Raw genomic sequence first — 10,908 nt, 5'->3', positions numbered from 1 at the left:
CGCCGGTTAACGCCAGGGATGCATAGTTGCCGCATTTGGGGATAATTCTGCGCGGTGACTGAGACCGCTTTGGTAGTGATCGACATGATTACGCCGTATGACCATCCGGACGCCGACCAGTTGTTGTCGTCGGCCGAGAAGGTCGTGCCTTCGATCGTGCGTCTGGTCGAACAGGCGACCGACGCGGGCGTGCCGGTCATTTACGTCAACGACAACTTCGGCTCGTGGACGTCGAACCGGGACTCGATCTACTCGCTGGCGGTCCAGGGCAAGGCGCCCCATCTGGTCGAGCCGTTGCGTCCGGACGACGAGACGATGTTCGTCATCAAAGCCCGGCATTCGATCTTCTTCCAGACGCCGCTGGAATACCTGCTCGGGCAGCTCGGGGCGTCGCGGCTGATCCTGACCGGGCAGGTGACCGAGCAGTGCGTGCTGTACTCGGCGCTGGACGCGCACATCCGCCATCACGAGGTGGTGGTGCCCCGGGACGCGGTCGCCTGCATCCACTCGGACCTGGCCGACGCGGCGCTGAAGATGATGGAGCTCAACATGGGCGCTCGGATCTGCGCGGAGGGTAATTCACTGGCGCTGTGACGCGCGGCGGATTAGCGTCCGGCACGTGATCAGCTGAAAACGCCTTCTGGCGGGGCTCCCCGGAACGGGTCGAGCCCAGACGTCCTGTCGTCGTCCGCAGGGCTCAGCTGATCGTTGTGTTCGGAGCTGGGCCTCTCCCTTGCTGGAGGTTCCCTCGTGCGCCTATCTGCCTCATTCACCGAACCGGTCGTCGAGACGAACCGGGCTGAGCGCCGGGCCGCGGCCCGGGGCCGCCGGGTCGCGGAATCGCCCCGCACCACGCCGGTGCCGGGACGTGGACGCAACGTCGTCCACGACCGCAGCCGCTACGCGGTGCGTCGCCGCGGCTGAGTATCCGCAGTGAGAAGCGTCGGCCGTCCTGACCCCTCCGGCAGGACGGCCGACGCCGTTCTCGGACCGTCCGGGACAGAACGGCTACGGCGAGTCCGAGCAGGACGGCGGCGCCGAGGGCCACACGTGATCGCGGTGGCGGCGCCGGGATACGAGCGCCGGCCGTCCTGCCCCCTCCGACGGGACGGCCGACGCCGCCTTAGCCGCCCAGCCAGGACGGTGATACTCGGGCTGAGGAGTATTCAGTAGCGATGGCGAGGAAGAAGCCGTGCATCATCGCCGCGGCCTCACCAGGAAGGTGTGCGCTCGCGACGTATTGTCGGCGACCGATGCGGCGAATGTGACGACGGCCTCCGAGGCGAGCCACGGGACGATGTGGGCGCTATTCCCTGTCGTCGTCGACGGGAGTGCCGAATCCGCGGCCCGGTTCGACCAACTTGTTGTGACAACGAGCACGATCGCGGCCGCGAAAAGAACAGCGAAGACGAGGGATCGCTTACGCGGACCGGCGACGGCGATGATCAAGATCGCGAATGCGATCAGCAGCCAACCGGTGACGTCGTGAACGATCGCGATCGTGGCGGCGGTGCCAACCTCGACAATCCTTCGTGCTTTCGGCCCTGCGTCTGCGAGAACAGTTACCTTGTACATAGCGGATTACCCCCCAACGGCACTCAAGTGCTGGTGGAGGTCACTCCGCCAGCAGGGATGCGAACGCCCCTGGCACTTCGCGCCAACGGATCGCCAGGGGTGTTCGTCTTGTGGCGCCGAGCCGCCCAGCGGCATCGACCGACTTCTAGGAAGACAGCAGGCCGCTGTCGATTCGCGACAGGGACCGTTTCGTTCGGACCTCCTGGGTGTCGATGTCGAGAAGATTTTTCAAGAGCAATTCGAATGTCCCGAGGATACGGCGTTTCTGCTGCTCGAGGCCATAAGCCCGAAATGGACTGACGGCTGGCTAAAATATTCAGCGCTAGAACGTCAGGCGTGAGATAAGGCACTATTCAATGAAGTTCTGTACCGTCCAATCGCGACAACTTGGGCGGTCGCCGGGGAATGGCTGTCCCGTCGTGGCTTCATCGGACCGGCTGACGACAGGACTTACGCCTGAAGCCGAGACTGATGTTACGAGACGGCAGTCTTGCGCATTTAGTCGAGTGATGAGGTCTGGCCCACACCACCTGATGAGCCCAAACACATGGGAGTATTGACGGGTGTCGCCGTCTCGGTACCCACTTCAGCTCAGAGGGCTGAAGTCATGACAGTCACCAGTCTGGAGTCGGTCACGCCCGGGCGGCGCCTCGCCCGGCGGCTTCGTGAGCTTCGTCGATCGGGTCTCAGTCGCGGCCTCACGCAGGAGCGGCTCGCCCAGCTCCTCGGGGGCGACGAACCGCTGAGCGCTCCGCTCATCTCGTCCTACGAGCGCGATCGCGATCCGATCACGCCGCCGCAGCAGCGCCTCCGGGCCTACGCCAGAGTCTTCGCGTCCGAACGCTCGCTGACCGACGGTCTGCTCGACGAGGGCGAGCTCACCGCGGCCGAGCGGGAGCAGGTCGTGGAACTGGAGAAGGAGTTGCTGGACCTCCGGCGGCAGGCGATTGCTCCCCGCCCGACCACCGAGCACTCCTCCGGGATGATCGTCGAAGAGCCGGTCGCGAAGAAGCTCGGCAACAGCACCTGGCGGTTCGAGGACGATCGGCCGGTCGTGATCGTGGCTAGCGAACTGCCGATCGCGGACCGTCCTGAGTACGCCGATCCGTCGAGCCCCGACTTCGTCGAGATGTACCGCTTCGCGGATCTGGACGCGATGGTCGAGGTCTACGGGCACATCCGGGCGACGAACCCGGAGAACACCCGGGTCCGGTTCCGTGCCCCCCAGGCGTTGACGCCCGATGACTTCGCCGGTCACCTCGTGCTGTTGGGCGGTGTCGACTGGAACCCGATCACCCGCGAGTTGCTCGACCGGCTCAAGTTGCCGGTTAGTCAGGTCTCGGCCGAGGAGCGGGGCGAGGGCGCCTACTTCGAGGCGAACGACGAGGACCGTTCCCGACGTTTCGCTCCCGATGTCGCGATCGTCGACGGCAAGGAAGAGCTCCGGGAGGACGTCGCGCTGTTCTACCGGGGCCCGAGCCCCCTCAACCGGCGCCGAACCGTGACGATCTGCAACGCGATGTACGGGCGCGGCACCCTCGGCGCGGTCCGGGCGCTCACCGATGCGTGGTTCCGGGATCGGAACGAGGACTACCTGGAAGAGAGATTTGGCGAGGCGGAGGAGTTCCTTCTCCTGGTACGCGTCCCAGTGTTCGCCGGGAACAGTGTGACGCCCCCGACTGGACGCTGCCGGCCAACCGGCTCTTCGAGTGGTCGCGCGGCCTCAAGAAATCGGATCGATGACCGCAACCCAACCCACCCGGTGGGCGTCCGATCACCACCACGGGTCACACCGGGGCCTCCTGCGCCCGGTGCCGGTTTCCGTGCCGACCGAGACCCGGCTGGAGATGATCGCGGTACCCACCAGCCGACCGGCCTCGTACCTGGCCGAGGCCGTACGGCTGGCCGGGAACCTCGGCTGCATGCTGCTGGTGCTGGCCAGCGGCAAATGCTCGGTACCCGAGATCGAGCGCCGCTACGGCCACCTGCTCGACGGCCGCCTGATCGTCGTCGACGTCCCGACCGGCTACGCCCGCTACACCTCGATGTTCCGCTTCGAGGCGGACGACGTCGCGGCCGGCGCCAGCACCCGTCCGAGCGACATCAGCGTCAAGCGCAACGTCGGTCTGATCGTGGCCCGCGCGCTCGGCGTCCGGCGGTTGTTCTTCGTGGACGACGACATCGTGGTGCCGGACTGGGTGGACGTGTTCCGGGCCGCGAGTGCGCTCGGCAAGCACCGCTGGGCCGCCGGGATGAACATCCTCGGCTATCCCGACAACTCCGTCGTCTGCCACATCAACCGCGAGACCGGCGGCCACCAGGAGACGTTCGTCGGTGCGGGCGCCCTGATGGTGAACCCGCAGCGGGTGAACGGGTTCTTCCCCAACGTCTACAACGAGGACTGGTTCTTTCTGCTCGACTGCGCGGCCGAGCGCGCGGTGGTCACGACCGGTACGGCGTTCCAGCGCCCCTACGACCCGCTCTCGACGCCGAGCCGCGCGCGTCGTGAGGAGTTCGGGGACGTCCTTGCGGAAAGCCTGTTCTGGCAACTCGACCAAGGAAGCCCGCTGGAGCACCTCACCGAGAAGTTCTGGGCGAAGGCGATCGAGCGGCGCCGGTTCTTCGTCGACGACGTCCGGGCCCGAACCGAGAGGCTGGATCCGGAGACCGCCCGGCGAATGATCGCCGCTCTCTCGGCTGCCACCGGCGCCCATCGGGAATTCACCGCCCGGGTCTGCGCCGATTACGTGCGCGCGTGGCAGGCCGACCGGGTGCGCTGGGCGCGGGACCTCCCGCTCTTCTCGACCCCGTCCTCGTTGGGCGAGGTACTCGACCGCCTCGGTCTGCCCCTGTACGGATCGGCCGACCGGCTCGCCACCGTGACGGTCGATCGCAGCCGGCAGACCCGGCTGCTCCCCGCCCCGCTGGCCAACGCCTCCGGGATGCCGGTGTTCGGGCTCGCGAGCCCGGCATCACTGGCTGTCAGCGTCGACAGCGCGATCGCCAAGGCCGGCTGACCGCGTCGGATCTGCGTCGATTGTCGGATCAGAGAGTTTCCAGGTCAGCCCGTTGGTGTGGAAAGTGACACAGGGGAATCGCGGGGAAACCGTGCTGAACCAATCGCGACGGTGAACCGTGTTGGTCGTATCGCCTCCGATGCTGCGATAACGAACGAAATGGACTCGCAGCCTCGGTCGGACGTCAACACCGAGGAGCATGGATGCCTACTCCCCGCCACCGTCGCGGACTGTCCAGGAAACAACGGACGGTGACGATCTCGTCCGTTTTAGCCGGAGCTGTCGCCACCGTGTTGACCGCGTTCCTGGTGACGGCACCGACAGCGGGCGCGTCGGATCGCGCGCAGCCGTCGGCGGCGGGTGCCGATACCGGACCGTCGGCGTACGCACCCGCGATCAGGGAGAAGGCGGTCCAAGCGATCGCGCGGCGCCTGGGCGTCTCCGAGGCCGAAGCGCAGGCCCGGCTTTCCCGGCTGGACGGCCAGACGCGGACCGCGGCCGCGGTCCAGAGCGCACTCGGCGGCCGGACCGCCGGCACGTGGATCAGCAAGTCGGACGGCGCGGTCATGGTCGGCGTCACCGATGAGCAGGCGGCGGACGCCGTCGAGGCCGCCGGTGGCACGCCGAAGATCGTCAGCCGGAGCATGAACGACCTCCAGCAGGTCCAGACCCAGCTCGACCGGACCAGCTCGATCCCCGGCACCAGCTGGGCCATCGACCCGGCCAGCAACTCGGTCACGGTGCAGGTCTCCGACCGCGCTTCCGCCGACCCGCGTGCGGACGCCTGGCTGCGCAAACTCGCCGGCTACGGCGACGCGGTGCGGGTCACGCGCACGACGACGGAATTCTCCACCCAGCAGTTCTTCGGCGGCCAAGCGATCCTGAACGCGGCCGGCAGCGGGCGCTGCAGCTCGGCGTTCAACGCCACCGACGGCCAGAACGCGTTCGTCATCACCGCGGGGCACTGCACCGACGCCGTGCAGACCTGGACCGACGGCCAGCAGGTCATCGGCCGGTCCGACACGGTCGAGTTCCCCGGCAACGACTACGGCACGATCGCCGTCGACGACCCCGAGTCGCTCGACCCCCAGCCCGCGGTCATCAACGGGAACCAGGCGCAGCCGATCACCGGCGACACGCTCGTTCCGGTCGGTTCCACGGTCTGCAAGACCGGCTCGACCACCGGCACGACGTGCGGCACGGTCGAGGCCTACGACACCACGGTCGTCTACCCCGAAGGCCAGGTCCGGGGCCTGACCCAGACCGACGTCTGCACCCAGCCCGGCGACAGCGGGGGTGCGCTGTTCGCCGGTGACCAGGCGCAGGGCCTGGTGTCCGGCGGCACGAACGGCGAGTGCGACACGCCTGGTTTCGTGTCGTTCTTCCAGCCGATCGACGAGGTGCTGCAAGACACCGGGCTCCAGCTGATCACCCGGTAACTCCTCCCGCACCACGGGCGGGCCGCGCGGATGCGGCCCGCCCGTTGTCGTCCGGCCCCGGGGCGCCGACGACACGGCGAGCGCCGGCCAGCAGCCCGAACACGATCTGCGGCACGGCGAGCACGAGCAACAGCACGATCGGAGCGGTCCACGCGTGGGTGGCGTCGTGCACGGCGCCGACCAGCAGCGGTCCGGCGGCCGCGAGGAGGTAGCCGACGGTCTGCGCCTGGGCGGAAAGGCGGTCGGTGGCCGCCGCGGTGCGGGTGCGCAGCGCGAACAGCAGCAGCGCGACGCCGAACGCCCAGCGTCGCTACAGCGCCGGCGCGGCCGCCGCCATCAGGCCGAGGAACACCACCGGCAGCGACGTCAGCAGCGACGCTCCCGCCCCGGAGAGACCGAGGTCGGTCCGGATGTCGGAGAGCACCGGGCGACGCTCGCGAGCGCCGGTCGGAGGTTGGCCGCCACCAGGGCGATGGCGACGCCGAGGACGATCGTCCGCCAGCGGTTCGTAGACATGGGTGCTCCTCTCGCCGCGCTGCGATCATCTCCCCGGGGCTCGTCCGGCCCGCGGCGCGGCCCGCGCACCGCCGTTGTCGGCAAGGCGCAGGCCCTCAGGGGACGCCGAGCAGGCGCAGACCGGCGGCGGTCACGGCGGCGGCCAGGACGACGAGGACGAACGGGGCCTTGCGCCAGGCCAGGACCCCGCCGACCAGGACGCCGGCCGGGCGGGCGACCCCGGCGAAGCCCCCGCCTTCCAGGGTCGCCGACGTCGCGACCAGCGCGGCCAGGAGCACGACCGCGAGTTGCGTCATCAGGGCCTCGACGCGGGGCGAGAGCGTGAAGCGGTCACGGAGCAGCGGGCCGGCGACCCGGAACCCGAACGTGCCGAGCCCGAGGACGGCGCTCGCGAGGATCATCATGCGGCTTCACCCCGGGCGGTGTGCACTGGTTGCTCCTTCGCCGGGCGGGCCTTCCGGACGAGGGCCACGACGACGACGCCCACCAGCGCGAGCAGGACCGGCGCGCCCGCGGGCAGGACGGGTGTGGTGGCGAGGGCGACGACCACGCCGATCAGTGCGGCCCACCGGGTGGCCGGGTCTTTCAGCGACGGCAGCACGAGCGCGAGCAGGACGGCCGGGAACGCGGCATCGAGGCCGAGCGCGTCGGTGTCTTTGATCACCGCGCCGGCCAGCCCGCCGAGCAGCACCGAGATGTTCCAGGCGACGAACAAGGTCACGCCGCTGGCCCAGAACGCCGCCCGGCGCCGTGCCGGGTCGGGCTGGGCCAGTGCGAATGCGGTCGCTTCGTCGGTGAGGAGATGTGCGCCGGCCAGACGCCGCAGCCGATCGCGCGGTGTCGGCGCTTCCGGGGCCGGGCCCCCTTCCCACCGCCCACGGCGGTTCGCCGGGCGGCGTAAAGAAAAAACGTCGGCGACCGCGAAGCCGAACGGGAGATGCCGGGCGTTGACCAGCAGACCGGCCGCGACAGCGGCGAACGGATTGCCGCCGGCGGCGAGCAACCCGATGAAGAGGAACTGCGAGGCGCCGGCGAAGACGACGACCGACAGCAGCATCGGCAGCCAGAGCGGGAACCCGGCGCTCACCGCGATCGCGCCGAAGGAAAGGCCCACCAAGGCATCAGCCAGACAGACGAGGGCGATACTTCGGGTCAGTTCCGGACCGAGTGTTCGGTATAACGAACGCATAGCTAGTTACGATGAACGCGCTATCGTCGTTCGTCAAGGCGAACGATCGGACCGGTGGAGCGAACGTGACCGAGAACGCACGACGGGGCGCCCCGTTGGATGTCATCGCGGCGTCACTGCGACGGGAGCGGGCCAGGGCGCGGCTCTCGCTCAGCGAGGTCGCGAAGCAGGCCGGAATCGCGAAGTCGACGCTCTCCCAGCTGGAGTCCGGGACGGGAAATCCCAGCGTGGAGACGCTCTGGGCGCTCAGTGTCGCGCTGGACGTGCCGTTCTCGCGGCTGGTCGAGCCTGCACTGCCCAAGGTGCAGGTGATCCGGTCGAACGAAGGCCCGACGATCTCGTCCGAGCACGCCGAGTACGTCGCGACGCTGCTCGCGTCCTGCCCGCCGAACGCGCGCAGGGACGTTTACCGCATCGCCGCCGAACCCGGCCGGGCGCGCGCGTCGGATCCGCATCTGCCGGGCACGGTGGAGCACGTGATCCTCAGTGCCGGCCGTGCTCTGGTCGGCCTCGCCGATGAGCCGGTCGAGCTCGGCCCGGGAGACTACGTGAAGTACCCGGGCGATCTGCCGCACGTGTTCGAGGCGCTGGAGGCGGGGACGCGGGCGGTCCTGCTGTCCGAGAACGTATGACGTTTCTGCTGCTCGTGGTCGCGGGGCTGGCGGCCGGTCTGACCGGCACGATCGCCGGTCTCGCCTCGCTGGTGAGCTATCCGGCCCTGCTCGCGGTGGGTCTGCCGCCGGTGACCGCGAACGTCACGAACACGGTCGCGCTGATCATGAACAGCGTCGGGGCGGTGTGGGGTTCGCGGCCGGAGCTCGAGGGGCACTGGCGGCGGGCCTGGGAGATGGCCGCGGTCAGCATGCTCGGGGGTGCGCTGGGGGGCGCGCTGCTGCTGTGGACGCCCTCCGACGCGTTCGAGAAGATCGTCCCGGTTCTGATCGGTGGCGCCTCGGTGGCGATCCTGTTCCGGCGCCCGGGTGAGGTCCGTTCGCTGGAACAGCGGCCGGGGTTGCCGACGATGGCGGCGATCTTCGCGATCGGGATCTACGGCGGGTACTTCGGTGCGGCCGCCGGGGTGCTGATGCTCGCGGTGCTGTTCGCGATCGGCACCGGGACGCTGGCCCGGGCCGGTGCCTACCGGAGCCTCCTGCTCGGGACCGCGAACGGCATCGCCGCGGTCGGCTTCATCGCGTTCGGCCCGGTGGTCTGGTCGGCGGCGCTGCCGCTCGCGATCGGCTTCCTGATCGGGGGACGCATCGGTCCGGTGGTGGTCCGCCACTCTCCCGCGGACGCGTTGCGAGTGGTCATCGCAGTCGCCGGCGTCGGTCTGGCGATCTATCTCGGACTCGAGGCCTACCGTTGAACGGCCTGGCGGCGGCGGTGCCCGTCCTGCCAGAAGCCGAACGTCACGACGACGTAGCTCGCGACGAGGATCGGCGCGGTGTAGTCGCTCGGATCGGCCGTGACCGCGTAGAGGTAGCCGGCCATGACCGCCGACGGCGCCAGTGCGGTGATCAGCGCGAGGTAACCGACCGGCCCGGTGCGGTACCTGGCCACGGCGTGCAGCGCCAGCCAGACGCTGACCACCGACGTGTAGAGGTGATTCGTCAGCACCGACAACGCCAGGGCGTGCACGAGCGTCAGCCAGTAGACCGCCAGCGGGTAGCGGTGGCGGGCCGCGAGGCAGGCGAAACCGGCAGCACCGAGCGCGAGTGCGGCGAACGCGTGGGAATCGAGCGCGAACAGTCGGCCGAGGTAGTAGCGGTCGAACGAGATCAACACGTCGGCGACGAAGAAACCGGTGATCACCGCCGTGTCGTGCGAGTGGCGACGACTCCGCGGCGGCGCAAGCGTGGGAGCGGTCACGGCACCTTCCGCAGGATGACGGCCTTCTTCGTCTTCCAGAACGGCTCGCAGAGGATGCCCGGGCAGATGGCCGGCGCCGACGTGACTCTGGCGGCGGGCGCGGCGGGCGCGGCGGTCGCCGGAGCCGGGATCGTGAGCGTCCCGGCGGCGACCAGCAGGACGAGTGCGGCGGCTCTGTACACAGCGGTCTCCCTCTAGTGCTTGGACGGCGTCTTGCGGCCCAGTCGCCTCGGCCGGACGTGGCGCAGTTCGCGGAGGCACTCACCGGCGAACAGCACGACACCGCCGACCGTCGCGAGGTTCTGGGCACTGTCGAAAACCGCGCGGAAGCTGCTCTCCTGCAGGTAGACGACGACCGCGCCGACGAGCACGGGGGTGGCGGCCACGCCGAGCAGCCGGAGGTCGGCGGCCAGGAACCAGTCGAGAGTCCGGCCCACGGACGCGCCGATCCGCCGCGTCCGAATGACCAGCGCGCCGCAGAGGACGCCGAGCGCGTAGCCGAACCGCTCACGACGGCCGGTCAGACCGTGGAGTTCGCCGTCGCATCCCTCGCGGGTCAGTGCCTCGCAGGGCCCGGCGAGCGTGAGCGCGAGGCCGATCGTGCGGCTGCCCGGACCGATGCGCAGGACCAGGCCGGCGAGGCCCCACGCCGCGCCGACGCTGAGGCCGGTGCCGATGACGGTCTCCGCGCCGAGCGCCGCGCCCGCCGCGGGGCCCAGGGAGAGTGCCGCGCCGACCCCGTTGACCAGCCCGATGCCCAGACCGATGAGGACGCCGGTCCGCAGGCGGGCCGCGGCCAGGCGGGCGACCGAGCTGTCCAGATAGATCACGACGGCGGCGCAGAGCCCCAGCACGACCGCGACCGACGGCCCGGCGCGGAGAGCGGCCGCGGCGCCGACGACGCTTCCCGCGAGACCGGTCGCGGCCAGGCGTCGGGGGAGGGGACGGGCTCGGGTCAGCTCGGTCACGTCAAGCCGCCGGCGAGGTGCCGGGCCGCCGGGTTCCAGCGGCGACGGCCGGCCCGGGCGGCCAGTGCGGTGGCCAACTCGGTGCGGCCGTGCCCGTTGAGCTCGTAGAAGCGGCGGCGCGGCCGGTCGGCGGCGGTGTCCTGGGGCTCCCACGTGGACGTCAGCCAGCCGAGCGTCGCCAGGCGTTCGAGCACCGGGTACACCGTGCCCGGACCGAGGTCGGTCTCCCGGCAGATGCGAAGGCCCCAGACCGGGTCGTCGGCGCGCGCCCGGGACAGGACATCGAGGACGGCGAGGGTGGCGGCGGTGAGGCGAGGCAGTTTCCTCATACACCG

Annotated in this window: 15 protein-coding genes; 6 read left to right on the top strand and 9 right to left on the bottom strand. The window is 69.8% G+C overall.

What is annotated here, in order from left to right; genetic code table 11:
• Positions 1-54: 54 nt before the first annotated feature.
• Together ACIBZJ_RS18140 and ACIBZJ_RS18135 are read left to right on the top strand one after the other, a co-directional pair.
• A complete protein-coding gene (locus ACIBZJ_RS18140) occupies positions 55-594 on the top strand; it encodes a cysteine hydrolase family protein (protein ID WP_395930843.1) in 540 nt (179 codons plus the stop codon).
• Between the two features lie 156 nt (positions 595-750).
• Complete coding sequence (locus ACIBZJ_RS18135; RefSeq protein ID WP_395930841.1) at positions 751-924, top strand: hypothetical protein; 174 nt, start codon at positions 751-753, stop codon at positions 922-924.
• 273 nt (positions 925-1,197) lie between these two features.
• On the opposite strand, the gene ACIBZJ_RS18130 is transcribed toward ACIBZJ_RS18135, so the two are convergent.
• A complete protein-coding gene (locus ACIBZJ_RS18130; protein ID WP_395930839.1) occupies positions 1,198-1,575 on the bottom strand; it encodes a hypothetical protein in 378 nt (125 codons plus the stop codon).
• Positions 1,576-2,161: 586 nt separating this feature from the next.
• Entirely contained in the window at positions 2,162-2,752 is a 591-nt protein-coding gene (locus ACIBZJ_RS18125; protein ID WP_395930837.1) for a hypothetical protein, read from the bottom strand.
• A 562-nt stretch (positions 2,753-3,314) separates the two neighbouring features.
• Here ACIBZJ_RS18125 and ACIBZJ_RS18120 point away from each other — a divergent pair.
• Positions 3,315-4,592 carry a hypothetical protein gene (locus tag ACIBZJ_RS18120; RefSeq protein WP_395930835.1) on the top strand — a complete coding sequence of 426 codons (1,278 nt, stop codon included), beginning with the start codon at positions 3,315-3,317 and terminating at the stop codon, positions 4,590-4,592.
• Between the two features lie 203 nt (positions 4,593-4,795).
• Complete coding sequence (locus ACIBZJ_RS18115; protein WP_395930833.1) at positions 4,796-6,031, top strand: trypsin-like serine protease; 1,236 nt, start codon at positions 4,796-4,798, stop codon at positions 6,029-6,031.
• On the opposite strand, the gene ACIBZJ_RS18110 is transcribed toward ACIBZJ_RS18115, so the two are convergent.
• The 3 genes from ACIBZJ_RS18110 to ACIBZJ_RS18100 all read right to left on the bottom strand — a co-directional run bounded on the left by ACIBZJ_RS18110 (position 6,021) and on the right by ACIBZJ_RS18100 (position 7,736).
• On the bottom strand, positions 6,021-6,203 hold the full coding sequence (locus ACIBZJ_RS18110) for a hypothetical protein (RefSeq protein ID WP_395930831.1): 183 nt from the start codon (positions 6,201-6,203) through the stop codon (positions 6,021-6,023). The two genes, ACIBZJ_RS18115 and ACIBZJ_RS18110, sit on opposite strands and share 11 nt — an antisense overlap.
• 439 nt (positions 6,204-6,642) lie before the next feature.
• The gene (locus tag ACIBZJ_RS18105) at positions 6,643-6,951 is read right to left on the bottom strand and encodes an AzlD domain-containing protein (protein ID WP_395930829.1); all 309 of its coding nucleotides are present in this window, start codon (positions 6,949-6,951) and stop codon (positions 6,643-6,645) included.
• Positions 6,948-7,736 carry an AzlC family ABC transporter permease gene (locus ACIBZJ_RS18100; protein ID WP_395930827.1) on the bottom strand — a complete coding sequence of 263 codons (789 nt, stop codon included), beginning with the start codon at positions 7,734-7,736 and terminating at the stop codon, positions 6,948-6,950. The genes ACIBZJ_RS18105 and ACIBZJ_RS18100 overlap by 4 nt, the downstream gene beginning before the upstream one ends.
• A gap of 11 nt (positions 7,737-7,747) precedes the next feature.
• Between ACIBZJ_RS18100 and ACIBZJ_RS18095 the strand changes: the two genes are divergently transcribed.
• Both ACIBZJ_RS18095 and ACIBZJ_RS18090 read left to right on the top strand, forming a co-directional pair.
• On the top strand, positions 7,748-8,368 hold the full coding sequence (locus ACIBZJ_RS18095) for a helix-turn-helix domain-containing protein (RefSeq protein WP_395930825.1): 621 nt from the start codon (positions 7,748-7,750) through the stop codon (positions 8,366-8,368).
• A complete protein-coding gene (locus ACIBZJ_RS18090) occupies positions 8,365-9,102 on the top strand; it encodes a sulfite exporter TauE/SafE family protein (protein ID WP_395930823.1) in 738 nt (245 codons plus the stop codon). Before ACIBZJ_RS18095 ends, ACIBZJ_RS18090 begins: the two co-directional genes overlap by 4 nt.
• Here ACIBZJ_RS18090 and ACIBZJ_RS18085 read toward each other — a convergent pair.
• The 4 genes from ACIBZJ_RS18085 to ACIBZJ_RS18070 are packed head-to-tail and all read right to left on the bottom strand — an operon-like array spanning position 9,093 to position 10,902.
• Positions 9,093-9,605 carry a hypothetical protein gene (locus tag ACIBZJ_RS18085; protein ID WP_395930821.1) on the bottom strand — a complete coding sequence of 171 codons (513 nt, stop codon included), beginning with the start codon at positions 9,603-9,605 and terminating at the stop codon, positions 9,093-9,095. The genes ACIBZJ_RS18090 and ACIBZJ_RS18085 overlap by 10 nt on opposite strands.
• The gene (locus tag ACIBZJ_RS18080) at positions 9,602-9,787 is read right to left on the bottom strand and encodes a hypothetical protein (RefSeq protein ID WP_395930819.1); all 186 of its coding nucleotides are present in this window, start codon (positions 9,785-9,787) and stop codon (positions 9,602-9,604) included. Before ACIBZJ_RS18080 ends, ACIBZJ_RS18085 begins: the two co-directional genes overlap by 4 nt.
• Before the next feature lie 12 nt (positions 9,788-9,799).
• On the bottom strand, positions 9,800-10,573 hold the full coding sequence (locus tag ACIBZJ_RS18075) for a hypothetical protein (protein WP_395930817.1): 774 nt from the start codon (positions 10,571-10,573) through the stop codon (positions 9,800-9,802).
• Complete coding sequence (locus ACIBZJ_RS18070) at positions 10,570-10,902, bottom strand: PadR family transcriptional regulator (RefSeq protein WP_395930815.1); 333 nt, start codon at positions 10,900-10,902, stop codon at positions 10,570-10,572. Before ACIBZJ_RS18070 ends, ACIBZJ_RS18075 begins: the two co-directional genes overlap by 4 nt.
• Positions 10,903-10,908 lie beyond the last annotated feature (6 nt).

The sequence above is a fragment of the Cryptosporangium sp. NPDC051539 genome (genome assembly GCF_044454545.1).
Taxonomy (GTDB): Bacteria; Actinomycetota; Actinomycetes; order Mycobacteriales; family Cryptosporangiaceae; genus Cryptosporangium.
The sequence above is the reverse complement of the archived record's forward strand: the minus strand, read 5'-3'. Positions and strand labels throughout refer to the sequence as shown.

Coding starts and splice junctions, on each gene's coding strand:
- ACIBZJ_RS18130 (WP_395930839.1), bottom strand. CDS start 1,575: ATGTACAAGGTAACTGTTCTCGCAGACGCAGGGCCGAAAGCACGAAGG.
- ACIBZJ_RS18120 (WP_395930835.1), top strand. CDS start 3,315: ATGACCGCAACCCAACCCACCCGGTGGGCGTCCGATCACCACCACGGG.
- ACIBZJ_RS18115 (WP_395930833.1), top strand. CDS start 4,796: ATGCCTACTCCCCGCCACCGTCGCGGACTGTCCAGGAAACAACGGACG.
- ACIBZJ_RS18105 (WP_395930829.1), bottom strand. CDS start 6,951: ATGATGATCCTCGCGAGCGCCGTCCTCGGGCTCGGCACGTTCGGGTTC.
- ACIBZJ_RS18100 (WP_395930827.1), bottom strand. CDS start 7,736: ATGCGTTCGTTATACCGAACACTCGGTCCGGAACTGACCCGAAGTATC.
- ACIBZJ_RS18095 (WP_395930825.1), top strand. CDS start 7,748: ATGAACGCGCTATCGTCGTTCGTCAAGGCGAACGATCGGACCGGTGGA.
- ACIBZJ_RS18090 (WP_395930823.1), top strand. CDS start 8,365: ATGACGTTTCTGCTGCTCGTGGTCGCGGGGCTGGCGGCCGGTCTGACC.
- ACIBZJ_RS18070 (WP_395930815.1), bottom strand. CDS start 10,902: ATGAGGAAACTGCCTCGCCTCACCGCCGCCACCCTCGCCGTCCTCGAT.